The 24,598-nt window shown below is 70.4% G+C and carries 18 protein-coding genes; 8 read left to right on the top strand and 10 right to left on the bottom strand.

All coding sequences use genetic code 11. From position 1 onward, the window contains the following. The first annotated feature begins 104 nt into the window (after window positions 1-104). The 7 genes from clpB (at window position 105) to EDD31_RS04685 (ending at window position 10,213) form a co-directional block, all read left to right on the top strand. Window positions 105-2,810, top strand: coding sequence for an ATP-dependent chaperone ClpB (gene clpB, locus EDD31_RS04715; RefSeq protein WP_123303136.1), 2,706 nt, complete (start codon window positions 105-107; stop codon window positions 2,808-2,810). Window positions 2,811-3,076: 266 nt separating this feature from the next. Then, complete coding sequence (locus tag EDD31_RS04710) at window positions 3,077-4,096, top strand: LacI family DNA-binding transcriptional regulator (RefSeq protein ID WP_123303135.1); 1,020 nt, start codon at window positions 3,077-3,079, stop codon at window positions 4,094-4,096. 60 nt (window positions 4,097-4,156) lie between these two features. Then, complete coding sequence (locus EDD31_RS04705; RefSeq protein ID WP_245990908.1) at window positions 4,157-5,458, top strand: sugar ABC transporter substrate-binding protein; 1,302 nt, start codon at window positions 4,157-4,159, stop codon at window positions 5,456-5,458. A 54-nt stretch (window positions 5,459-5,512) separates the two neighbouring features. Further along, window positions 5,513-6,505: a carbohydrate ABC transporter permease gene (locus EDD31_RS04700; RefSeq protein WP_123303134.1), complete on the top strand. Its 993-nt coding sequence runs from the start codon at window positions 5,513-5,515 to the stop codon at window positions 6,503-6,505. Continuing rightward, window positions 6,502-7,320 (top strand): carbohydrate ABC transporter permease, encoded by an 819-nt coding sequence (locus tag EDD31_RS04695; protein ID WP_123303133.1) that lies wholly within the window; start codon window positions 6,502-6,504, stop codon window positions 7,318-7,320. The genes EDD31_RS04700 and EDD31_RS04695 overlap by 4 nt, the downstream gene beginning before the upstream one ends. 58 nt (window positions 7,321-7,378) lie before the next feature. After that, a complete protein-coding gene (locus EDD31_RS04690) occupies window positions 7,379-9,349 on the top strand; it encodes a glycoside hydrolase family 127 protein (protein WP_245990905.1) in 1,971 nt (656 codons plus the stop codon). Window positions 9,350-9,397: 48 nt separating this feature from the next. Next, window positions 9,398-10,213, top strand: a complete 816-nt coding sequence (locus EDD31_RS04685; protein ID WP_123303131.1) for a serine hydrolase domain-containing protein — start codon at window positions 9,398-9,400, stop codon at window positions 10,211-10,213. Window positions 10,214-10,291: 78 nt separating this feature from the next. Here EDD31_RS04685 and EDD31_RS04680 read toward each other — a convergent pair whose 3' ends face one another. The 4 genes from EDD31_RS04680 to EDD31_RS04665 all read right to left on the bottom strand — a co-directional run bounded on the left by EDD31_RS04680 (window position 10,292) and on the right by EDD31_RS04665 (window position 12,976). Continuing rightward, window positions 10,292-10,555 (bottom strand): DUF4190 domain-containing protein, encoded by a 264-nt coding sequence (locus EDD31_RS04680; protein WP_123303130.1) that lies wholly within the window; start codon window positions 10,553-10,555, stop codon window positions 10,292-10,294. A gap of 6 nt (window positions 10,556-10,561) precedes the next feature. Continuing rightward, the gene (locus tag EDD31_RS04675) at window positions 10,562-11,527 is read right to left on the bottom strand and encodes a LemA family protein (RefSeq protein ID WP_123303129.1); all 966 of its coding nucleotides are present in this window, start codon (window positions 11,525-11,527) and stop codon (window positions 10,562-10,564) included. 87 nt (window positions 11,528-11,614) lie between these two features. After that, window positions 11,615-12,181 (bottom strand): orotate phosphoribosyltransferase, encoded by a 567-nt coding sequence (gene pyrE / locus EDD31_RS04670; RefSeq protein ID WP_123303128.1) that lies wholly within the window; start codon window positions 12,179-12,181, stop codon window positions 11,615-11,617. A gap of 24 nt (window positions 12,182-12,205) precedes the next feature. Beyond that, complete coding sequence (locus tag EDD31_RS04665) at window positions 12,206-12,976, bottom strand: SDR family NAD(P)-dependent oxidoreductase (protein ID WP_123303127.1); 771 nt, start codon at window positions 12,974-12,976, stop codon at window positions 12,206-12,208. A gap of 90 nt (window positions 12,977-13,066) precedes the next feature. On the opposite strand from EDD31_RS04665, the gene EDD31_RS04660 reads away from it, so the two are divergent. Beyond that, window positions 13,067-13,741: a TrmH family RNA methyltransferase gene (locus tag EDD31_RS04660; RefSeq protein ID WP_170163189.1), complete on the top strand. Its 675-nt coding sequence runs from the start codon at window positions 13,067-13,069 to the stop codon at window positions 13,739-13,741. A gap of 30 nt (window positions 13,742-13,771) precedes the next feature. Here EDD31_RS04660 and EDD31_RS04655 read toward each other — a convergent pair whose 3' ends face one another. The 6 genes from EDD31_RS04655 to EDD31_RS04630 all read right to left on the bottom strand — a co-directional run bounded on the left by EDD31_RS04655 (window position 13,772) and on the right by EDD31_RS04630 (window position 24,560). Beyond that, window positions 13,772-14,854: a CNNM domain-containing protein gene (locus EDD31_RS04655; RefSeq protein ID WP_123305134.1), complete on the bottom strand. Its 1,083-nt coding sequence runs from the start codon at window positions 14,852-14,854 to the stop codon at window positions 13,772-13,774. Further along, on the bottom strand, window positions 14,851-16,326 hold the full coding sequence (locus EDD31_RS04650) for a hemolysin family protein (protein WP_123303126.1): 1,476 nt from the start codon (window positions 16,324-16,326) through the stop codon (window positions 14,851-14,853). Before EDD31_RS04650 ends, EDD31_RS04655 begins: the two co-directional genes overlap by 4 nt. Before the next feature lie 275 nt (window positions 16,327-16,601). Beyond that, window positions 16,602-17,471 (bottom strand): ABC transporter ATP-binding protein, encoded by an 870-nt coding sequence (locus EDD31_RS04645; protein WP_123303125.1) that lies wholly within the window; start codon window positions 17,469-17,471, stop codon window positions 16,602-16,604. Further along, window positions 17,468-18,433 (bottom strand): ABC transporter ATP-binding protein, encoded by a 966-nt coding sequence (locus EDD31_RS04640; protein WP_123303124.1) that lies wholly within the window; start codon window positions 18,431-18,433, stop codon window positions 17,468-17,470. Before EDD31_RS04640 ends, EDD31_RS04645 begins: the two co-directional genes overlap by 4 nt. Further along, on the bottom strand, window positions 18,430-21,306 hold the full coding sequence (locus tag EDD31_RS14705) for an ABC transporter permease (RefSeq protein WP_170163188.1): 2,877 nt from the start codon (window positions 21,304-21,306) through the stop codon (window positions 18,430-18,432). Before EDD31_RS14705 ends, EDD31_RS04640 begins: the two co-directional genes overlap by 4 nt. Next, complete coding sequence (locus tag EDD31_RS04630) at window positions 21,303-24,560, bottom strand: FtsX-like permease family protein (protein ID WP_123303123.1); 3,258 nt, start codon at window positions 24,558-24,560, stop codon at window positions 21,303-21,305. Before EDD31_RS04630 ends, EDD31_RS14705 begins: the two co-directional genes overlap by 4 nt. Window positions 24,561-24,598 lie beyond the last annotated feature (38 nt).

The raw sequence follows: 24,598 nt of genomic DNA, 5'->3' as shown, positions 1-24,598 counted from the left end.
GAGGCGCCCACCGTGAAGTTGAGTGGAATAGACTCAACCCTGTGGAGGTTCCCTGATCAGAGACCTGACACCGGCGCCGCGCGCCGCAACTGAGGAGGCTTGGCATGGACAACTTGACCACCCGATCCCAAGAGGCGATCGCCGCTGGGCTGCGCGCTGCGGCCACGGCCGGAAATCCCCATCTCGAACCTGCCCATCTGCTCCAGGCGCTGCTGAACGCCGAGGGGGGCGTGGCCAGCGGGCTCGTGGAGGCGGTCGGCGCCGACCGCCTCGCGATCCTCGAGCGCACCGAAGCCGCCTTGGCCACCCTGCCTGGCGCCTCGGGTGCGGCTGTGGCTCAGCCGCAGGCCTCTCGCGCCACCCTCCAGGTGCTCAATGACGCCGGCAACGAGGCCACCAGCCTGGGGGACCAGTACATCTCCACCGAGCACCTCCTGCTCGCACTCGCCGCTTCCACCTCCTCCGCCGGGGAGGTGCTGCGTGCCGCTGGCGCCGAACGCGACGCCCTGCATGCTGCGCTGCCCCGCGTGCGGGGGTCGGCGAAGGTCACCTCCGCCGACCCCGAAGGTACCTACCAGGCTCTGGAGAAGTACGGCCAGGACCTCACCGCCGCGGCCCGCGAGGGCAAGCTCGACCCGGTGATCGGCCGCGACGCCGAGATCCGCCGCGTGATCCAGGTGCTCTCGCGGCGCACCAAGAACAACCCGGTGCTCATCGGTGAGCCCGGCGTCGGCAAGACGGCCGTGGTCGAAGGGCTCGCCCAGCGCGTGGTCGATGGTGACGTCCCCGAATCGCTGCGCGGCAAGCGCCTCATCGCCCTGGACCTGGCGGCCATGGTGGCGGGTGCGAAGTACCGCGGCGAGTTCGAGGAGCGGCTCAAGGCCGTGCTGCAGGAGATCAAGGACTCCGACGGTGAGATCGTGACCTTCATCGACGAGCTGCACACCGTGGTCGGTGCGGGCGCCGGCGGTGAGGGCGCCATGGACGCCGGCAACATGCTCAAGCCCATGCTCGCTCGTGGCGAGCTCCGCCTGGTGGGTGCCACCACGCTCGATGAGTTCCGTGAGCACGTGGAGAAGGATCCCGCCTTGGAACGCCGCTTCCAGCAGGTCTTCGTCGGTGAGCCGTCTGTGGAGGACACCGTCGCCATCCTGCGCGGCATTGCGCCCAAGTACGAAGCCCACCACCAGGTCACGATCTCCGATGGCGCACTGGTGGCCGCAGCAGCCCTTTCGGACCGCTACATCACCGGCCGCCAACTGCCCGACAAGGCCATCGACCTCGTGGACGAAGCTGCCTCGAGACTGCGCATGGAACTCGACTCATCGCCGGAGGAGATCGATGTGCTGCGCCGGCAGGTGGAGCGCCTGACCATGGAGGAGTCCTACCTCCTCGAAGCCGGCGGGGATGCGGACGAGGCCGCCCAGGAGCGCTTGGAGCGTCTGCGCGCGGACCTGGCCGACCGTCAGGAGGAACTCGCCGGGCTCACGGCGCGATGGGAGGCGGAGAAGGCCGGCCACAACCGTGTGGGTGACCTCAAGCAGCGGGTGGACGCCCTGCGCACCGAGGCTGACCGGGCTGAGCGCGAAGGTCGCTACGAGGACGCCGGGCGCTTGCGCTACGGCGAGATCCCCGCCGTCGAGCGCGCCATCGCCGAGGCCGAGGCGGCCGAGGCTGCCGGCGGTTCCGGGGGTGCCAATGGTGGGGAGCCGCCCATGATTGCGGACAAGGTCTCGGCCGATGAGGTGGCCGAGGTCGTGGCCTCGTGGACCGGGATCCCAGTGGGCCGCCTCCTGCAGGGCGAGAGCGAGAAGCTGCTGCACATGGAGGATGTGCTCGGCCAGCGCCTCATCGGCCAGCGCGACGCCGTGCGCTCGGTCTCAGACGCAGTGCGCCGTTCACGTGCCGGCGTCGCCGACCCGGACCGGCCCACGGGCTCCTTCCTCTTCCTCGGCCCCACCGGGGTGGGAAAGACCGAACTCGCGAAGTCCCTGGCGGACTACCTCTTCGATGACGAGCGCGCCGTGGTGCGCATCGACATGTCGGAGTACGGCGAGAAGCACTCGGTGGCTCGACTGGTGGGGGCACCTCCGGGTTATGTGGGCTACGAGGAGGGCGGTCAGCTCACCGAGGCGGTGCGGCGTCGCCCCTACTCCGTGGTGTTGCTCGACGAGGTGGAGAAGGCCCACCCCGAGGTCTTCGACCTGCTGCTCCAGGTGCTCGACGACGGCCGGCTCACCGACGGCCAGGGGCGCACGGTCGACTTCCGCAACACGATCCTGGTGCTGACGTCCAACCTCGGCTCGCAGTATCTGGTGGACCAGACCCTGCCCGAGGCCGAACAGCGTTCCGGGGTGATGCGTGCGGTGCGTGCGCACTTCAAGCCGGAGTTCCTCAACCGGCTCGATGACGTGGTCGTCTTCGACGCGCTCAGTGTGGCCGAGCTCGGCACGATCGTGGACCTGCAGGTGGACCGGTTCGCTGCCCGCCTGGCCGACCGCAGAATCCGGCTCGAGGTCACCACGGCGGCCCGCGAGTGGCTCGCCCTGGAAGGCTACGACCCGGCTTACGGTGCGCGGCCGCTGCGCCGTCTGGTGCAGCGCGAGATCGGTGACCCGCTGGCCCGCCTGCTGCTCGGTGGTGAGGTCCAGGACGGCCAGACCGTGGTGGTCGACCGCCCCGAGATCGATCCAGCGCAGTTCGGCGGCATGGATGGGGCCAAGGCAGACCGCCCGGCTGGCCCTGACGCGCCCCGTTCAGCGCCGACGGGCTCCCGGAGCGGCCCTCGCCTGGCGCTTCGCGTGCGCTGAGCCCCGCCCCACGACCCGCCTCGGGGTGACTTGTCTGCGGTTCCGGCCCCTATCAGGGCCAGAACCGCAGACAAGCGCGCGGAGGGGCGCGGGCGGCAGACAAGCGCGCGGGGGCCGCGCTGCCGAGGCGGCGTATTCCGGACGGCCACCGTTTCGAATCGGTTCGACCCAAATATGCCGTGTTGCAGAACTGAGACCTGCTGGTGGCTTGAGTTTTCGGTCTTCCTGTTACTACGGTGGTGAACCGGTTCGACAAAGGAGTAGCCGTGGCCACCATCGGAGACGTCGCAAAGACGGCGGGCGTATCGCGCAGCACTGCCTCCTACGCGCTCTCCGGGAAGCGGTCGATCTCGCCCGAGGTGCGGATGCGCGTCGAGGCAGCGGTCGCGGAACTCGGATACACACCCAATGCCGGTGCGCGGGCACTCGCGACCTCCCAGACGATGGTCATCGGGCTCCTCGCCCAGTTCTTCGAGGACGAGTTCGCCCCGGCGATGCTCCAGTACGTGCTGGGCATCTCGGACACTGCCCGCGAACTGGGCTACGACATCCTGCTGATCACCGACTCCGATGGGCCGGCCTCGCTGCGCCGCGTGACCGACTCGCGCATGGTGGACGGGATCGTGCTGCTCAACGTCGCGGAGGACGACGACCGCCTTCCCATCCTGCGTGCCACTTCCCAGCCCGGCGCCCTGGTCGGCCTGCCCGGGGACTGCACCGGGCTCGACGTCTTCGATCTCGACTACGAAGAGGCCGGCCGGGTCATGGTGGACGCCCTGGCGGACCTGGGGCACCGCGAGCTGATCCTGGTGTCCCAGCCAGAACACGTGGTGATCCGCGGGGGCGCCTATGTCTGGCGTCTGCGCGACGCCGCGGCCAGCCAGGCGCGGTTGCGCGGGGTGGAGCTCCACGCGGTCTACGGCTCCTCCAGCCAGCCGGCGATCGGCCGCGAACTGACGGCGCTGCTCGACACTCACCCCGGCGCCACCGGGCTGCTCCTCAACAATGAGGCCGCCGCCGCTGCCCTGCCCTCGGTCCTGCAGGCGCGCGGCGTCAGTGCACCGCAGGATTACTCGGTCATCGGCCGGTACTCCGACGAGTTCGCCCGGACCTTCTCGCTTCCGTTCTCGTTCATCGAGAGCGCCCCCGACCGCCTCGGTCGGATGGCCGTCAGGCAACTCGTGCGCCGCATCGAGTCCAGCGACGGCGCCAAGGAGCCGCACGTGGTGCGGTTCGTCTCACCAGAACTGGAGGACCGGGGCAGTACTAGCCCGCCCCGGCCCTGATGGCCGCCGTCCGGCAAGACGGCGACCACCGACATCAGTCAATCAAGGAGGAATGACGAGATGCAGGACAAGTTTACGAGGACCACGGCCGCGATCGCTGCGGCGGTCCTGGCGACGATGTCGCTCGCCGCATGCGCCAACGACGACGACAATGGTGCGAACGGTGGTGCCGGAGAGAACGGCGGCACCGGCGAAGGCACGAACGGCTCGGCCCACGAGGGAGGCACCTTCACCTGGTGGGATCCCTACCCCCAGCATGAGTCCGGCTCCGACTGGGAGGCGCGCGCACAGCAGTGCGGCGAGGACGCCGGCGTCACGATCGACCGGACGGCCTACGACACCACCGGCCTGACCAACCAGGCGCTGCTCGCGGCGCAGGAGGGCGTCTCCCCCGACATCATCCTGCTCGACAACCCGGCGGTCTCGACCCTGGCGGAGACCGGCATGCTCACCACGGTCGATGAGTTCGGTCTCGACACCTCGGCGATCGAGGAGAACCTCATCGCCGCGGGCGACCTCGACGGTGAGTCCTACGGCATCCCGATCGGGGCGAACACCCTCTCGCTCTACTACAACGCCGAGATCCTCGAGGAGGCCGGGGTCGACCCGGAGTCGATCACCGACTGGGACTCGCTCACCGCGGCGCTCGCCTCGGTGGATGACGCCGGTTACCGCGGCATCACCTTTGCCGGCATCGGGACCGAGGAAGGCTCCTTCCAGTTCCTGCCCTGGTTCTGGGGCGCCGGCGCTGACCTGAGGGAGCTCGACTCACCCGAAGCCATCGAGGCGCTCGAACTGTGGGTGGGCTGGCTCGACGAGGGCTATGCGCCGCAGTCGGTGATCAACAACTCGCAGAACTCCACCTGGGAGGAGTTCCTCACCGGCAGTTTCGCCTTTGTGGAGAACGGCACCTGGCAGGTCAACAGCGCCGCCGACGCCGAGTTCGAGACCGGAGTGGTCCAGCTCCCGGCACGTGATGGCGGGGTCGCGCCGGCACCCACGGGCGGCGAGTTCATCGTCGCTCCCGTGCAGTCCGACGAGTCCCGCTACGAGGTCACGCGCCAGATTGTCGAGTGCATGACGACGCCCGAGGGCTTCGTGGAGACGGCCACCACCTTCGCCTACTACATCCCGCCCACGCAGGAAGGCCAGGACCAGCTGCTCGAGGAGTACCCGGAACTGGAGCCGTGGGTCGAGGCGGTGCAGAACGCCAAGGGCCGCACCAGCGATGACCTCGGTACGGACTACCCGATCATCTCCGAGGCCCTGTGGACCGCGGTCCAGAACGCGCTCTCGGGGGCGGCCACCGCTCAAGAGGCTCTGGAAGCCGCTCAGGCGGAGGCCGAGGCGGCCACGAACTGAGGCCCCAAGCCCCAGCACCGTCGGCTCAATGACCCACGGAGACGAGGACGAGTCATGACCAGCACCCCGATCGCTCTCGGTCAGCGCGGGGAGTCAGGGCGCGCGGCGGGAGCCGGATCCCCAGTTCCCGCCGCTCCGCCCCGGCGGAGAGCACGTCGGCGCACGATGAGCGCCAGCCAGTGGACCGCCCTCGGATTCGCGGCGCCGCTGCTGGTGTATCTGGTGCTCTTCTACGCCTACCCCCTGTGGCGCAACATCGACCTGAGCGTGCACGACTACACCATCCGCGCCTTCGTCCAAGGTGACCCGGAGTTCGTCGGCATCCAGAACTATGTCGAGCTCTTCACCTCCAGTACCTTCGGCACGGCGCTGGCGAACACGCTCTTCTTCGTGTTCGTCTCGATCATCTTCCAGTTCTCCCTCGGACTGGCACTGGCGGTCTTCTTCCGGGCGAACTTCCCGCTCTCGAACCTGCTCCGTGCACTCTTCCTCGTGCCGTGGCTGCTGCCCCTGATCGTCTCGGCCTCGACCTGGTCCTGGATGCTCAACAGTGACCACGGGATCGTGAACTCTGTGCTGCAGAGCTTCGGGATCGGGCAGATCAACTGGCTCACCTCACCGGACACCTCACTCCTGGCCGTGACCATCGCGAACATCTGGCTCGGCATCCCCTTCAACCTCGTCATCCTCTACTCGGGACTGCAGAACATCCCCGGGGAGGTCTACGAGGCCGCCTCGCTCGACGGGGCCGGGCCCTGGCGGCAGTTCTGGAGCATCACCTTCCCGCTGCTCAAGCCGGTCTCGGCGATCACCCTCCTGCTCGGGCTGATCTACACCCTCAAGGTGGTCGACGTCATCTGGGTGATGACCACCGGCGGGCCGGGAACCTCGTCGACCACCCTGGCGGTGTGGTCCTACCGTGAGGCCTTCGGGACCGGCCAGCCGAGCTTCTCCCTGGCCGCCGCCGTTGGCAATGTCCTGATCGTCATCGCACTGGTCTTCGGCTTCCTCCACTTGCGCCTGCAGCGCGGACAGGAGAACTCATGACCACTCAGCGACGCTGGTGGAAGACGGCCCTGGGGGTCCTCTTCACGGTGGTGATGCTCTTTCCCGTCTACTGGATGATCAACGTCTCCCTGACCGAGACGCGCAACCTCCGGGCCGACCCTCCGCACTGGTACCCGCGAGACCTCACCCTCGATGGTTACACCGCGGCTCTGAGCCAGCAGCTTCCGGCCCTGGCCACGAGCCTGGTGATCGGGCTGGGGTGCGTGGTGCTGACCGTGTTGATCGCGGCGCCGGCGGGGTACTCGATCGCGCTGCTCAATCTCCGTGGCCGCCGCTCCCTGAACTTCCTGCTCCTGGTGGCGCAGATGATCCCGGCGGTGGTGATGGCGATGGGTTTCTACGCCGTCTACGTCCGCCTGGGCCTGCTCAATACGGTGGGCGGCCTGATCGTGGCCAACTCGACGATCGCGGTGCCCTTCGGCGTGCTGCTCTACACCGCCTTCATGTCCGGCCTGCCCCGGGAGATCCTGCAGGCAGCCCGGGTGGACGGGGCGAGTGCCTGGCGGTCGTTCATCTCCGTGGTCCTGCCGATGAGCCGCAACTCGACCCTCACGGTCGCGCTCTTCGCCTTCCTGTGGGCCTGGTCGGACTTCATCTTCGCCTCGACCTTGAACCGCAACGGAAACTTCATCCCCATCACGCTGGGCATCTACAACTACATCGGCAACAACACCACCCAGTGGAACGCAATCATGGCCACCGCCGCGATCGCTTCGGTCCCCGCAGCAGTGCTGCTGGTCATGGCACAGCGCTATGTCGCTGCCGGTGTCACCGCCGGTGCGGTCAAGGACTGACCGCGGCCTCCTGGCGCTGCCACGTAGCCGGCGTGCCCCAACCCGAAGGACCTCACCCGTGACCGACACCTCCGCACCCCCGACCAACGCCGTGCCGGGTGGCTCGGCCCTGCTGGCCCGCCCCGTGGCACCCCTGAGCGGCTCCCGGCGTGGGGCCGGCCTGACGGAGTTCCGCCTGGCCGAGGGCTTCTGGGGGCGCTTGCAGCAGACCAACGCCACCACCACGCTCGGGCACTGCCTGGACTGGATGGAACGGCTCGGATGGCTCGCCAACTTCGACCGGGTCGCCACTGGCGAGACGGCAAGGGAGCGGCCGGGCTGGCAGTTCTCCGATTCCGAGGTGTACAAGCTTCTGGAGGCGCTGGCGTGGGAGCGGGGCCGCAGCGGTTCTCCCGAGGCAGAGGCCATGTTCGTTGCGCTGGTCGAGCGCATCGGCCCGGCCCAGGACGAGGACGGCTACCTCAATACGTGCTTCGGGCACGCCGGTCAGCAACCGCGCTACTCCGACCTCGAAGAGGGGCACGAGCTCTACTGCCTCGGGCATCTGCTGCAGGCGGCCGTGGCCCGCGCCCGCGTGACCGGGCCGCGTGACCCCCTGGTGGAGATCGCCCGGCGTGCGGCCGATCATGTGTGCCGGGAGTTCGGTGCGGGAGCACGAGAGGGGATCTGCGGCCACCCGGAGATCGAGGTCGGCCTCGCCGAGTTCGGCAGACTGCTGGGCGAACCGCGCTACCTCGAGCAGGCGAGGCTCTTCATCGAACGCCGGGGGCGAGGAACGCTGCGCCCCATCCCGCTGCTCAGTGCGGCCTACTTCCAGGACGACGTCCCGGTGCGCGAGGCGCAGGCGTGGCGCGGGCATGCGGTGCGCGCCCTCTACCTGGCGGCGGGCGCCCTCGACGTCGCCGTCGACACCGGCGATGACGAGCTGCTCGACGCAGTACGCCGGCAGTGGTCCCGAACCGTGGAGCGGCGTACGTATCTCACCGGCGGCATGGGCTCGCGGCACCAGGACGAGGGCTTCGGCGAGGACTGGGAACTGCCGGCCGATCGCGCCTACTGCGAGACCTGCGCGGGCATCGCCTCGATCATGGTCTCCTGGCGGCTGTTCCTGGCCACTGGCGAGGCCCGGTACGCCGACTTGATGGAGCGCACCTTCTACAACGTCCTCGCCACTTCACCGCGTGCGGACGGCCGGGCGTTCTTCTACGCGAACCCCCTGCAGCAACGTGAGGCCGGCAGCGATGTCGAGGCCTCGGGCGTCAATCCCCGCGCAGAGGGTGGGGTGCGTGCTCCGTGGTTCGAGGTGTCGTGCTGCCCCACGAACGTGGCGCGCACCCTGGCCTCCTGGCAGAGCTATGCGGCGGCCGTGGAGGATGACGCCGTCACACTGCTGCAGTACGCGGCGGGGGAGGGGCGCTTCGCCCTGGCCGATGGGGCGGTGCTCGCACTCGGGATCATCACCAGCTACCCCGGCGACGGCGAGGTGCGGATCGAGATCCGCGAGGCCCCGGCGCGCCCGGTGGCCCTGCGATTGCGCGTGCCCGGCTGGGCCACAGGCGCCACGCTCTCCGATGCGGGCGGGCCGCGTAGCGTGGTCGAGCCGGGCTGGGCCATGGTGGAACGGGAGTTCCAGCCCGGGGAGGAGCTCGTTCTCCGGCTGCCGCTGGAGCCGCGGATGACGTGGCCCCATCCGCGCGTCGATGGCCTGCGCGGCACAGCCGCGATCGAGCGAGGCCCGCTGGTGCTCTGCCTGGAGTCGACGGACCTGCCCGAGGGAGTCGATCTTGCAGATGTCCGGCTCGATGCGGAGGCACCGGTGCGGGCCGTGGCCGACGGCGCGGTCGCCGCCGGGCGTGTGCAGGTCGCTTCCGACCCCGACGGCACGCCCCCCTTCCAGTCCCAGCCCGGTGGCGCAGAGCCCTCCGCCGGAGGGCCGGCCGTGGACCTTCGGCTCATCCCGTACCACCGGTGGGCGGAACGTGAACCCTCGGCCATGCGGATCTTCATCCCCGTGAGCTCCTCGGCGTGATTCTGGTCCCCGAGGTCGCCCCAGCCGCGCCCATGGCAGGGTGGAGCCATGAGCGCCACACCCTTCGCCAGCCTTGAAGATCTCTCCTTCCCGGTGGCCGTCGTGGTCTCCGATGCCGACGGCGTGCTGGACTCCTCCGGCGAGATCCACGAGACCTTCCGCTGGGCGTCGGTGACCAAGCTCCTCGCCGGGATGGCCACGCTGGTGGCCGTGGAACGCGGGATGGTGAGCTTGGACGATCCAGCGGGTCCCGAGGGCTCCACGGTGCGCCACCTGCTGGCGCACGCCTCGGGGCTGCCCTTCGAGGACGGCGCCGTGCTGCAGTCCCCGGGGCGGCGCCGGGTCTACTCGAATCTGGGAATCGAGGCGCTCGGCGACTACGTGAGCGAGCAGGTGGGCGGCGACTTCGACGTCTGGATCGAGGAGACCGTCCTGCACCCCTTGGCGATGTCGACGGTCTTCGTGGACGGCTCACCCGCGCACGCCGCCACCGGCTCGGCGGCCGACTTGGCGATCCTGAGCCGGGAGTGTCTGGCACCCACCCTGATCGGTGAGGAACTCTTCAGCGAAGCTACCTCCGCGGTCTACCCCGAACTCGCCGGCGTGCTGCCGGGCTTCGGCCGGCAGGATCCGAACTCGTGGGGTCTCGGCTTCGAGATTCGCGGCGAGAAGTCACCGCATTGGACCGGCTCACGGAACTCGCCGGAGACCTTCGGCCACTTCGGTCAGTCGGGATCCTTCCTCTGGGTGGACCCGCGGGCCGGGATCGCTACGGCCTTCCTGGGTGCCCAGAGTTTCAGCTCCTGGGCCGCCGACCTCTGGCCGCGATTGAGCGACGATATTCTCGCCGCCCACGCCCGGTAAGACCCACGCCCGGTCAGGGCCCACCCCGGCTCAGGGCCCAGCGCGCTCAGGCAGAGCTGGCTCAAACGTGAAACGCGCTCAGACCTGCAGCTCGCCGCTGCCGACGAGCACCACCGCGAGCAGGATCATGACCGTGACGATGAGCGCCAGCGTGGTGAGTGCGCCCACGATGATCGCCGCGAGACCCAGGCCTGCCGGGCCGCCCCCGCGCATGGCCTGCCGGCGGGAGATGAAGCCGAGCACCATCCCCAGCGGGCCGAGGAAGACCGCCACGATGATGGCGACGATCCCCAACACCTGCCCTGGCGGGGACCCGGAGGCTCCAGCCACGCCGTGGGACATGAGGGCTCAGGCCGGTGGCGGACGGAAGCGGCCGTCCTCGTCGGGCCCCTGCTGGTCACCCTCGGGCGCGGGCTGCTCAGGGGCTGACTGTGCGGGTGGTATGGAGCGCTCGGGTCCTGGCTGCTCGGGAGCTGGCTGCTGCGGCGCCGGCTGCTGCGGCGCTGGCTGGGCAGGTGCCTGCGGTGCCGACGCGTGGGGAGCGTGCGGAGAGGCGGTCTGCGGCACGGGGCCCTGCGGATAGCCGGCCTGGGGCTGCTGCGGCGGCGGGTAGGCCTGGCCCTGAGGCTGACCGCCGTCCCGGCGCGGATCGTATCCACCTGGCTGGCCACCGTAGGACGGTGCGGCCGGGGTAGGAGCGGGCTGGTGCCCGGTCGGTGCGTATCCCCCGGTCTGGCCCTGCTGATTGCCGAAGCTGACCGTGGGCGCCTGACGAACGCTCGGGTCGTTGACCTCGAAGTACTCGGCGCGGCGGAAGTTGAAGATGTTCGCCACGATGTTCGCGGGGAAGGACTCCACCTTGGTGTTCAGTGAGCGCACATTGCCGTTGTAGAAGCGGCGCCCGGCGGCGATGCGGTCCTCGGTGTTGACGAGCTCACGCTGCAGCTCGGCGAACTGCTCGGAGGCACGTAGTTCCGGGTAGGCCTCGGCCACCGCGAAGAGCCGGCCGATGGCCTGGCTGAGCTGGTTCTCGTCCGCGGCTTGCGTGGCGGGCGTGTGCCCGGGGCTGGCTGCTTGCGCGCGAGCCCGCGTGACCTCGTCGAAGACGGCACGCTCGTGGGCCGCGTAGCCCTTGACCGTCTCCAGCAGGTTGGGGATCAGGTCATACCTGCGGTGCAACTCGACGTCGATCTGGCGCCATGCCTCCTGCACCAGGTTCCGCACGCGCACGAAGCCGTTGTACGTGGCCACCGCCCAGATGAGGACGGCAATGACGACGATGATCGGAAAGAACAGAAAGACCAGGATCTCCATCGAGTTCCTCTCCCCTCATGTAGACCGGGCCGCTCCCCGGGGGCTGCGTCGATTCAACCACACAGCCGGTGCAGCGGTTCGGGCGCCTTAGAGGCCGAGCTGCTCCTTGGTCAGGGCGGCGAAATAGGGCAGCCCCGCCTCGGCGATGCGCTCGCGGACGCCGGTGTCACGGTCGACCACGACCGCCACCGCTACGACCTCGGCGCCGGCCTCGCGCAGTGCCTCGACGGCCGTGAGCACCGAGCCGCCGGTGGTGGAGGTGTCCTCGACCGCGACGACCTTCTTCCCGGCGACGTCGGGGCCTTCGACCTGGCGCTGCATGCCGTGCTTCTTCGTCTCCTTGCGCACCACGAAGGCATCAAGATCGAGCCCGCGGGAGGCGGCGGCGTGCAGGATGGCAGTCGCGACCGGGTCGGCGCCCAGGGTCAGCCCGCCCACGGCGTCGATCTCACCGGGCCCGAAGCCGTTCTCCTCGAGCAGGTCGAGCATCACGTGCCCCACCAGCGGCGCCGCGGCATGGTGGAGCGTGGCGCGGCGCATGTCGACGTAGTAGTCGGAGGTCTTCCCCGAGGAGAGGGTCACCTCGCCGCGGACCACGGCGATCTCGGTGACCAGCTTGGCCAGGGCAGAACGATGCGAATCGTTGGAGGTCATGCCGCAAAGCCTACGCGGCGCGCACTAGACCGATCGTGCGTAGCGTTCGGCGCCGGCGACCGCCCGCACGAGGGCACGCGGGGCCACGCGCAGCGCGGCGGTGAGTGCCTTGTACCGCAGCGACGGCGTGCACAGCACCTGGCCGCGGCGCACGGCGCGCAGGGCTTCGGCGGCCACCTTCTCGACGTCGATCCAGCCCACCGCCGGCCACACGGAGGTGTCGATGCCGGCGGCGTCGTGGAAGCCAGTGCGCACCAGGCCCGGGCAGAGCGCCGTCACTGTCACGCCGCTGCCGGCCAGCTCCGAGGCGAGCGCCTCGGAGAAGCTGCGCACCCACGACTTGTGCGCGGAGTAGGAGCCCATCGCGGTCTGCGCCGCGATCGAGGAGACGTTCAGGATGGCGCCGCGGCCGCGCGGGACCATCGCCTCCGCTGCGGCCTTGGACAGCATGAGCACCGCGCGGATCATCACGTCGATGGCCTGCTCCTCGCGGCGCATGGATCCACCGACCACCTGTTGCCCGAGGCCGAAGCCGGCGTTGTTGACGAGCAGGCCGACGGGGTGCTCCTCCTGCTCGATCCGCTCGATCACGGCCTTGCGGCCCTTGACCAGGGCGAGGTCGGCCGCGAGCACCTCCACCTCCGAGCCGGTCACGGCATGCAAATGCGACGCCGTGGTCTCCAGGCGTTCCTCGTCCCGTGCCACCAGCACGATCCGGTGCCCGGCGGTAGCGAGCTGCCAGGCGAGTTCCAGGCCGATGCCTGAGGTGGCGCCGGTGATCAGAGCGGTTCCCATGGCACGACCCTATCGATGCTCACCGATCCGCGCCGTGTCAGCGGTGGTGCGCACTCCGCGTCACGTGCGCGCATCAGGGAGAATCGCCGGATGAGCGACGAGCAGGCTTCCGCCGCCCCCATGGATGCCGGGCTGGGCCCGGAACGCGAGGTGGGCGTGGGCCCGTGGCCCGGCGGGCCGGCCGCCTGGCCCGGCGACGAGCGCTACGACGCGGAGCTCCTCGCCGAGGGCGACCGGCGCAACGTGGTCGACCGCTACCGGTACTGGCGCACCGAAGCGATCCGCGCGGACCTGGACCACAGCCGGCACGCCCTGCACGTGGCCATCGAGAATCTGCGGCACGACATGAACATCGGCTCGGTGGTCCGCACCGCCAACGCCTTCAACCTGGCCGCGGTGCACGTGGTGGGCCGGCGCCGCTGGAATCGCCGCGGCGCGATGGTCACCGATCGCTACATGCATATCCGCCACCACACCGACGCCGCAGCACTGGCGGGCTGGGCCGGTGAACAGGGCCTGCCCATCGTCGGTATCGACAACCTGCCCGGCTCGGAGCCGATCGAGGGCCGGTCGCTACCGCGCCGGGCCGTGCTGCTCTTCGGCCAGGAGTCCGAGGGCCTGAGCGAGCCCGCCCAAGAGGTCTGCCAGGAGGTTCTGCACATCACCCAGTACGGATCGAGCCGGTCGATCAACGCCGGTGCGGCAGCGGCTGTGGCCATGCACTGCTGGATGCAGCAATACGGTGGCTCGGGCGCGGGGAACTGAGCTCCGCGGCTGAGCCCATCGGGGTGCGGCTCAGGCGCGCTGCCCGCTCGCCCGGTGCGCTCCCGACGGTTCCGTCACCCCCATGGCACCCGGCTTGGCGGATTGCGCTGCGGGCAGGATGCGAGCGAGCACATCGGCCATGGTGACCACGCCCAGGGTGTGCCCGTCCGCGGCGCGCACCACGGCCAGGTGGTTCGAGGCCTCGCGCATGCGGGTGAGCGCCTCATGGAGCGGGAGGTCGGGTGCGAGCTCGAAGATCGGTTGCGTCACCTCCAGCACCGGCGCGTCATCCTCGAGCAGCAGCGTGTCGCGGACGTGGACCACTCCGGTGGGCTCGTCCGCATGGGACGGCCGGATGAGGATGCGCAGGTGGCCCGAGATGTGCGCCGCCCGGCGAACTTGCTCGGCGGTCGCATCGCGGGTCACGGCGGCCGGAGGAGCGTGCCCGGCGATGAGGTCCCGTACGGTCAGGCGGCGCAGATCCAGCGCTCCGGCCAGCTGCACCGCGTAGGCCACATCGAGGGCGCCGGCCTCGGTGGAATGCTCCACGAGGTGACGCAGATCGTCGGCGTTCTGACTCGTGCCGCGCCGCTCGGCCGGCTCCACGCCGACCATGAGCAGCAGCCGGTTGGCAGCGCCGTTCATGGCCACGAGCAGCGGCCGGGTCAGAGCCATGAACCCGCGCATGGGCAGAGCGAGCATCTTGGCCGAGGCCTCGGGATGCGCGATCGCCCAGGACTTCGGCATCATCTCGCCGATCACCAGGTGCAGGAAGGTCACGCCCACCAGTGCCAGGGCGAAGCCGATGGCGTCGGCGACCCACAGCGGCGCCCCGAGATCCTGCGCGAGGGGGGTGATCCAGTGATGCACCGCGGGTTTGGTGACGGCACCCAGGGCGAAGGTGCAGGCGGTGATGCCGAGCTGGGCACCGGCGAGCAGTACCGTGAGCTCCTGGGAGCTACGCAACGCGGCACGTGCTGCCCGCGAGGTCGCGGCGTCCTCCTCCAGGCGGTGGCGGCGCGCAGCCAGCAGGGCGAACTCCACGGCAACGAAGAAGGCGCTCAGCACGATGATCGCGACGGTGGCGGTGAGGATGACCCAGGGGTGATTCATCGTGGCGACCTCGCCGAATCGGCGCTGGCTGCCGAGGCCGCCGAGGCCGCACTGCGCGGCGACGGCGGGGTCGCCGGGGAGGCGGCGCTTGCCGGCGATCCGGGGCTGTGCGGCGAGGGCGCCGAGGAGACCTCGAGCCACATCCGCAAGCGGCCCGGCACATGCCGCTCCACCTCGATGACCTCCAGGTGCAGGTGGCGTATCGGAGGAGGCTCGGCCTCGGCGAGCTCCGCCGGCTTCGGCTCGAGCTCCACCACCATCGAGTCGCCGGCTTCGGGTAGCGCGCCGTGCGCGGCGATGGCCAGCCCGGCGATCGTCTCGTAGTCGCCCTCGGGCAGGTCGTGACCGAGCGTGCGCTCCACCTCGTCCACATGGACGTCGCCATCGATCAGCCAGCTGCCGTCCTCCTCCAGCGTGGCGGGAGGTTCGGCGGGCTCGTCATGCTCGTCGGTGATCTCACCGACGATCTCCTCCGCCACGTCTTCCACGGTCAGCACGCCGGTGAAGCCGCCGTACTCATCGAGCACGATGGCCATCTGGTTCAGCGAAGTGGTCAGCTCGGTGAGCGCGTCGGGCAGCGCCATGGTGGTCGGCACGAGCAGCGGTTCCCGCGCGAGGTCGGTGACCGGTGCGTCATCGTCGATCTCCCCGGCGAGGAAGTCCGTCAGATGCACCACGCCGACGACGTCGTTGTCCTCGTCCACCACCGGGAAGCGTGAGTGGCTGGTGGCCATGAGCTTGCGGACCTCGCCCAGGGTGTCGCTCGCATGCACGACGTCGACCTGGGCGCGCGGGATCATGGCGTGCTCGGCGTCCTGATCGGGGAAGTCGAGAATGCGGTCCAGCAGCACCGACAGGTCGGCCGGCAGGTCACCCGTGGCGCGCGAGTCCTCCACGATCCGTTCCAGGTCGCGTGCGGTGGCCGAGTGCTCGACGTCGTGGACCGGCTCGATGCGCAGCAGTCGCAACAGGGCGTTCGCGGAGGTGTCGAAGATCCAGATGAGCCATCCGAAGATGATCAGGTACCAGCCGGTGGTGCGGGAGAGCCAGAGCGCGACGCCCTCGGGGCGCGCCAGGGCGAGGTTCTTCGGCACCAGCTCACCGAAGAGCATCTGCACGATGGTGGAGACCGCCAGGGCCAGGACGGTGCCCACGGCCACGCCAATGGCTTGGGGCACGCCGACTCCACCGAGCGCGTCGCCGAGAGCATTGCCCACCAGTGGTTCGGCCACATAGCCCACGAGTAGGCCGGTGACGGTGATGCCGAGCTGGGCGCCCGACAACATGAAGGAGGTGCGTGAGGTGATGCGCAGGGCGCGTTGCGCGGCCTTGTCGCCGGTTTCGGCGCGGGCGGCGAGCCGGGACCGGTCGACCGCCATGTAGGCGAACTCCTGGGCCACGAAGTACCCGTTGGCCGCGATGACCGACAGGATCACGACGGTGCCGAGAAGCAGGGACAGCAACCAGGTCATGCCGCAGCACTTCCTGGAGCTGGTCCGCCAGCGTCACGCTGGCCGGGGCGGCGCGCCTCGAGGGGGAGGCGCGCCCAACTACTGCTGGGGTCGTCGTCGGCAGATGCTACGAGCTGCTGCGGAGCGGGCTGAGCCCTATGACCGTCCTCGTCCATGGCCTTTCCGTGGTGACTGACTCCGGGCCTGTGTGGCCCGCCCGACGTTTCTGCCCGCATACGCGGCGTCGTGAAGCCATATCGTGCGGCATCGGTGGCACTTCGGGCAAGAGCTGTTCGCTACGGGCGTTGCCGGCGGCGCCGCAGCTCCGCCCGGGTGAGCGGTTCCGGCTGAGGTTCCTCCGCCGGGGCTGAGGCAGGGGCCGTGTCTTCAGTCGTGACTGGGGCCACGGGCCGGGCTGCGGCCTGGAGCGGGTCTGGAGCGTGCCCCCGCGCCGCAGGTTCGCTGAGGTGCCCGTCGTGGATCTCCAGCACCCGGTCGGCGCGGGCGACCATGAGCGGGTCGTGCGTGGAGACCACCGCGGCGAGGCCGCGTTGGTGGATCAGCTCGCCGAGCAGGTCCATGATCCTCGCTGCGGTGGCCGAGTCGAGCTGACCGGTGGGCTCATCGGCCAGCAGGAGCGAGGGCTCGGTCACGAGTGCCCGGGCGATGCCCACGCGCTGTTGCTGGCCGCCGGAGAGTTCATAGGGGCGCTGGCGGGCGTGCCCCTCCAGCCCCACGAGTCCCAGGGCGTGTGCGACTCGCCGTTCACGTTCGGCCGGATCGGTGCGCAGCAGCCGGAGGGGCACCTCGACGTTCTCGGCGGCGGAGAGTACCGGCACCAGGCCGAAGGACTGGAAGATGTAGCTCAGCTCGGTGCGCCGGAGCTCGAGCACCTTGTCCTCGCGCAGGGCGGTGAGCTCCCGCTCGCCCACGTGCACCGTGCCGGCGGTGGGCCGGTCCAGTCCGCCGAGGAGATTGAGCAAGGTGGTCTTGCCCGCACCGGACGGGCCGCGAACCACGACGAGCTCTCCGGCCGCGACGGTCAGGCTCGCCTCGGAGAGCGCCGTGACCTCTCCGGCCCGGCCGGTGAAGACGCGGCTCAGCCCGGCGGCTCGCAACACGGGATGCCCTGTGGCCGGAGCGGCGTCACGCGGTGTGGTCCTCATCGGTTCTCCCCGTCCGGGCGTGTGCCGGCCGCATCGGAGCGGTGCGGCCCTGCTCGCTGTGTCTCGTCTGCCCAGACCCCGGCATGGTCCGCTTCCATGGTGAGCCGCACGCGTTCGCGCAGGTCGAGGGCCTGGACGTAATCCTCCGGGAGCTGCAGTCGCCCGACTCGGTCGAGGACGGCGTACTCCTCGGCCACGTCGCTCTCGCGCCCCTCGGCATCCGTTTCGCGGCGGCGCACCACCTCCGTGGAGGTCCGGCCATCGCGGATCTGCACGGTGCGGCTCACATGCTCGGAGACCGTGGGATCGTGTGTGACGATCAGCACGGTGACCCCGAGTTCCCTGTTCACCGAGCGCAGGGTCTCCAGCACGTCCGCCGAGGTCGCCTCGTCCAGCTCACCGGTGGGTTCGTCAGCCAGCAGCACTTGCGGATCGTTCGCCAAGGCGACGGCGATGGCCACGCGCTGCTGCTCACCGCCGGACATCTCCTGTGGACGGCGGTCGCGGCAGTGGGCGACCCCGAGCAGGTCCAGCAAGCCGTCCACGTGCTCGCGTGCGGCTGCGCCTCGGCGATGGCGGGCCAGCGTCAGCGGCAGATGCACGTTCTCGGCGGCGGTCAGGTAGCCCAGGAGATTGCGCGAGGTCTGCTGCCAGATGAAGCCGATGTCGTGTCGCCGGTAGGCCACGCGCCGGCGGCGGGACATGGTCAGCAGGTCGGCTCCGGCCACGGATGCCCGGCCGGCCGACGGGGTGTCCAGCCCGGAGAGGATGGACAGCAGTGTGGATTTCCCCGAGCCGGAGGCGCCCACGACGGCCACCAGTTCGCCGGGTTCCACGTGCAGGTTCAGGCCCTGCAGTGCTTGGACCTCGATGCCCTCGGTCGAGAAGATCCGCACCAGTTCCTCGCAGTGGATGCCCCCGGCGCGCCCCCTCGCGGAGCCCGTGGTGTGTGGTGCGGTCATCGTGCTTCTCCCATGCGCAGGGTGGTGGCCGGCGCGGTACGTCGCGCCAGGGTGGCCCCAAGGGCCACACACAGCAGGATCACGAGGATGGCCCCGCCGGCAGCGGAGGCCACCATGGGCCAGTCGTACACCAGGTCGGGTTGCGCGGTCGTGCCGGTGAAGGGCCGGAGGTCCACGCCGCTGGCTACCAGGTGGGGCAGGCCCAGCCCCAGCAGGGTTCCGGTCAGTAGCGCCATCACCACCATGGGCATGACCTCCCACAGCACGATCGGGCCGCCGAGGCGGGGGTGTCCGCCCAGCACGCGCACCAGCGACATGGTTTGGGAACGCCCCGGGGCGGAGAGGGCGAGCGTGAGCACCAAGGCGAGCACGGTCAGCGCGGCACAGACGGCCACCGCGATGCCGAAACCGACGAGCATGGCCGCACCCGAGGGCGACTCCAGGAAGCTGGCCCTCTGGCCTTCCTGATGCAGTACCTGGCCACTGCCGACGATGGACTCCACCTGCTCGGCCACCGCCTCGGTGTCGGCGCCGTCCACCACGGAGATCAACGCGATGCCCGGCACGGGCACTGGCTCTCCGGCGACGTGCTCGGCGGTCTCGCGATCGATGAGAATCCACCTCCCGGAGTCGGCGATACCGGGCAAGGCAGACACAGTGCTGGTCACGGTCACCGGCAGCCCCGCTCCCACATTCATCTCGAGCTCGCCGCTCAGGCCTTCGCCAGCGGCGGCGACCGCTGGGACTCGACCGTCGACGCTCTGGTTCAGTTCGGCGAGGTCCTCGGCGCTGGCGAAGGCGGACTGCACCTCGGTGAGGATCGCAGTGTCGGCATAGAAGACGGGCAACAGCTCGCCGTCGGCGGTGCGCTCGCGGGAGGCATGAGACACGAAGACCACCTGGTCCACGCCATCCACACCCAGCAGCGCCTCGTGGTGATCGGAGTCGAGCCGGTGGGTCTGCACCCGGATGTCGGCACCGACGGCGTCCTCCGCGCCCGTGCTCACACCGGCCCGCAGCGTGGAAGTCATCACGGTGGACAGCACGGTGATGGCGACGCCGATCACGATGGCCAGCACCGGCACGAAGAAGTCACGACCGGTGCGCACGGCGCGGCCGGAGCCGAGGAAGCCCGGGAGCGAGCGGCCTCGGGCCTGCAGGCGGTGCAGGGCCAGCAGAGGCAGGGGCGCCAGGCGCAGGAGGACCACGCAGACTGCCAGCGCCACCAGGAGCGGACTGGCCGCAGCGACCGGGTCGGTGCCATCGGTGGCCCCTGCGCCGTCCACGCCTCGGGAGATCACCAGGTAGACGGCGGCCGCGGCGAGCGCCAGGACCATGACCTCACCCCATCGCCGGGCCACACCGCCCCAGCCGCGGCCCAGGTCCGCACGGCGCTCGCGCAGCGAGGGCAACGAGGCCGTTCCGAGAAAGAGCGCGGGGGCGAGGGCAACGGCTGCCGCGCCCAGGTAGTGGCCGCTCATGACGGCTCCGGGGAGGGCCGCTGTGGCCAGAGCTGCGCCGGCTGCCGCAGCGGGCAGTGCGATCACCAGGCCTTCGAGTGCCAGGCGGACACGCAGCTGCCCGGGGGAGGCGCCACGTGCGGAGCTCAAGGCCAGGCTTCGCTCGCGCCGGGTGACGGCCATGCGGCAACCGAGCGCGAGCACCGCGATCGCGACGCCGAGTGGACCGGCAGAGATCATCGCGAGCACCGCGCCCAGGCTGGGCCCGATGGCCAGCGTCTCGCTCAGCACGCCATCGAGCCGGCTCTCGAAATCCAGCTCGAAGGGAACGTCGTGAGGGGAAGCGTCCTCCCCCAGGTCCAGGCGGTGGGTCGCCAGGGTGAACTCGCGGATGGCGGTGGAGAGTTCCGCTGCCTCGGCCAGGGAATCCACGTCGACGTCCAGGGGGATCCAGACCGAGGTGGTGAATCGCAGCGGAATGATGCCGTCGCCCGGACGGGTCAGCATGGACTCGATCCAGAAGGCGGTCTCCGCTTCGGTGACCCCCCACCACTCGAGCTGCAGCCCCATGTCGGGATCGTCGTGGAGGTGGGGGCTAGCCAGTCGGGGCTGATGCTGCCATGTGGGTCCATCGGGGTCGAGCGGTTCGAAGACGCCGGAGATCCGCAGCAGTAGCGGCTGATCGGTGACGCGCACCGATCCGAGTGGGAAGCCGCCGGTGGTGGGTACCTCGTGGATGTCACCCGCGTCTAGCTCGAGGACCTCGGCCGTCTCCGCGGAGATCATGATCTCGGCGTGGTAGCCCACCTCCTCGCTCCACGCGCGAAAGGCCTCCGGGTCGGCGATCTCCTCGAGATGCTCCTGGTAGCCCTCGAGATCTGTGAACGGGTCCGGAGCGGTGTCCTCGAGTCGGCGCCGCTCCTCTTCGATCTGCTCGTACCACTGCAGAAGCGGTGCGGCGCCGGGAACATCGCCGTCCATGAGTCGGATGTCCTGCTCGATGCCGATGTCCACCACCGCCACCGCCGCGGTCTGCGCGGCATGGAGGGGGTGCCTCTCCGGCAGCTGGTAGGGCGGTGGGGTCGGCGGCACGGCCATCCAGCGCACTGCAGTTACTGCCTCACTCAGCAGGGCCGGTACGACCGCGTTCTCGTTCTCGTGGACGCCGACGAGACCCTCCAGGAAATCCTGCTCTTCCTGGTGGGTCAGGGGCCCGCCGTGATGCTCAGTGGTCAGGGAGCGCCACGTCATCGGCGCCTGCTCCACCCGGTAGCGGAGGTCGTCGACCACGACGGATTCCTGCCAACGCGGCCAGGCGGTGAACACCCCTGCCGTCACCAGCACGACGAGGGCGAGCAGGAGGGACGCACCCGCCGTGGAGGTGGCCTGCTTGCGCCACAGCGTCAGCCTCATCGCACCTCCTCCCGCCACGTGGTGTCCAGGGCCTGGCGGCGCACAGCGCGTCCGTACCAGCGCCCCATGACCATGAGGAGCAGGGCGATGCCGCCCAGCACTGCCAGGGCGGGAGCCGCGCTCACCTGCATACTCATGGGCACAGCGGCGGAGACGTCCGGGGTGGTCGAGCGCACCAGTGGCACAACGATCGCCGCGCTGACCAGGAGTCCGGCTGCCGCCCCGGTCACCACGGCGGTCAGCGTCAGCCCCAGGATCTCCCGGCGCCGAGACCGCGCCTGATGCGAGGAGCCCGCCCCGGCGGCGCGCAACACGACCACCTCGCCTCGCCGCGCCTCCAGCTGTGTGAGCACCACGGCTCCGACGGCGGGTAGCGCCAGCAGGATGGCTGCGGCTGCGGCGGCCCAGTAGGCCCCCAGCGCGGGCCGCGATATGCCATCCGCTGAACCGTCGCCTGCGGCGAGCACCGTGTAGCCCGCTCCGGCGTGACGCTGCACCTCCGCCGCGGTGACGGCCGGGTCATGTGCGGCTTCGGCCCAGATCTCCGAGGTAGCCGGGATGGAGTCTGACCGGCTGAGGAGCACCTCGTGCACCGTGGCGAGATCACTCAAGGCGGCCGCGCCACTCGGCGCCCCCGGCACCAGCTCGAGCCGGTCGACCGGGCGGAGCTCGACAGGTACGCCGGCCACGCGCATCCGGGTGCCGGTCTCCGTCAGCGGCAAGCCGGGCGTGGCCAGGACGGGTACGTAGTGTGCCGGTTCGCCGGGAAAGAACCGCAGGGGCACGGCGGGTAGCGCATTACGGATGGTGGGAGGGGCAAGGGAGCCGCCGCCGACGGCCACCATCGGTGCGCTGAGCGTGCCGCTCGCGGCCAGGTGCCCGGCCGGGTCGCTGGTCATCGCCTCGCCCTCGTTGACGGCGAAGGGCGTGCGGAGGGTCCAGGCCTCGGATCCGTCGAGGAGGTCCTGGCCGGCTGCCCGGAGCGCATCGATGCTGAGCTCGAAGGAGGTGGCCTCCGCTCCGACCTCCACCTGCAAGTCCAGCGCCACGATCTCGGCTCCGGCCAGCTCGGGGAGCTCCACGCTCAGCGTCGACGTCACCTCCTCGCCGACGCCGTCGAGCTCCACGATCGTCTCGCGACCCTCGAGCTGCCCGGTGCTTCCCTCGACCTCCCGCACGATCGAGGAGTCCGCAGCGATGAGCTCCAGGGAGCCCTCGCTCTCGGCGAGGTGCAGCTGTCCACCCTCGTCCCGCAGCCACACGCGGGCGGTGACCTCGCGCTGGCCGGGATGGGCGTGCTGCAGCTCGGACTGCGCCTGCCCACGCAGCTCGAACTCCAGCATTCCGGCTCCGCCCGGAAGCGGCACCGCGGTGATGCCCTGGCCGTTCAGCGCGGTCGCCGCGGCCTCCGGTCCGATGCTCGCGAGCGGGGCACGCAGAACGTCGAGATCGTCGACGGGCAGGGCCACGAGCATGCCGGCCGCGCCCTCCTCGTCCTCGGCGGCGAGTGGGGCGCGCAGCACCGGGGCCGCGCTGCTGACGCTCGGGAGTCCGGCGATGCCGGAGACCTCTGGCTGCGCCCGGCCGGCTGAGATCCGGCCGGAGCCGAGCTCCACGCGCACATCCGCACCGGCGAGCACCTGAGCGGAGGAGGTGCGCATCGACTGCCACGTGCCGGTGTAGGAGGCCACGAGAGTGACCACCGCAGCGGCCATCGCGACCAGTACCACTGGGACCGCGCCGACCGTGATCCGGCGGGAGACCTGCCGGAGCTCCAGCACGGGGCTCAGGGCGCGCCGGGCGGCACCCAGCCGGGCCAGCAGGGCAGTCAGCGGGCCGATGGCCCCGGCGGCGAGCAGTGCGAGGACGAACATGGCCAGTGCGGGGGCGACCACGGAGATGACATCGATGTCGTTGCTGCCGGGAATCAGTGGGCTGCCGGTGCGACGGAAATGCCACATGGCATAGCCAGCGGCGCCGGCGCCGCCCACCAGGAGCACCGGTTGGGCCACGCGCACCACACGCCCGGTCTCGCCGCCGCGCGCCGCATGAGCTGCCGCGCGCGCCTGGACGGTGACATGGACGGCGAAGGTGGCGCTCGCGGCGAGCAGCGCGGTCACCAGCACGGGAGTGAGCCGGAAGCCGTCCCGGCCGCCCAGCGCAGCCAGGACGACCGCCGCACCGAGCAGGGCACCCGGCACCGCGGTCAGGAGGCCTTCGACGGCACCGAGCATCCTCAGCTGGCCCCGGGAGGCGCCGCGCGCGAGCAACACACCGGTCTCTCGTTCCCGGACCACCGCCACCAGACGCGCCAGCTGCGCCAGGGCGACCAGGGAGACGGCCACGGCCACGGCGAGCGGAATGGCCGTGGCGGCACGCACGGCGGCCAGCCCTTCATCCGCCTCCGACAAGGTGGTCGCGAGCTCGCCGGTCATGGTCTGCCCGCGCACTGTCACGCCGGAGTCGCGCAGGGCGTCCTGTGCCCGGTCCAGCCCGCTGTGCCACTGCTCGAGCGTGTCCTGACGCAAAGCCGTCTCGGTCGCCGTGATGGTCCATCGCGCAAAGGGAGTGGTGTCGGCATGCTCAAGTGCCTCCGCCGAGACGAGCATCGTCCCGACGGTCCCCTCGTCCAGCGGGTCCACCCCGGTGCGTAAGGGATCGTTGTCCCAGCGCCACGCCTCCGGATCGCGCGGCCGCCACAGGGCGGTGATGACCAGTTCGAGGTCCGCCCCGGCTGCGCCGGGGAGCCGGAGCGAGTCGCCCACCCTGACCCCGAGGGACTCAGCAGCGCCGGCGTGCAGGGCGCCGGTGAACGCACTCTCCGACTCCTCCCGGGTGGCCTCGCCCTCCCATCCCTCCCAGCTGCCCTCGATGACTGCGGCATGGCCGGCAATGTCGGAATCCGTGCCGAGCACCAGGGAGCCGTCCCGGTCCAGCAGGTTCTGAGGGACGCTGCGGACGTCGACGTGGAGCTGGGCGTCGGCCGGCAGTGCGGCGGCGATGGCTTGCTGCGCGATCTCCCGCTGCTCACCGGCCGCCTCTGCTCCCTCGGCCTGGCGAGTCTGGAGCACTGCGCTGCGCGCTCCCTCCCCGGCCTCGTCCACGGCGTCGCGCAAGCCGTCGACGGCGGCGACGGCGAGATAGCTCTGCACGCCTGCCACGGCCAGCGTGACCAAGGCCGTCATGGTCGCCATGACGGCGAGCAGGCCGCTGCGCGAGCGGATACGCCGCACCATGAGCCAGGTTGTGCCCACTGCTCCCCCTCGTGGACGTGGCGCTGAGCCGGGTGGCC

The organism is Bogoriella caseilytica, assembly GCF_003752405.1.
In the GTDB taxonomy this organism is placed as follows: Bacteria; Actinomycetota; Actinomycetes; order Actinomycetales; family Actinomycetaceae; genus Allobogoriella; species Allobogoriella caseilytica.
Note: the sequence above shows the minus strand (reverse complement) of the source record. Positions and strands in the feature narration are given on the sequence as shown.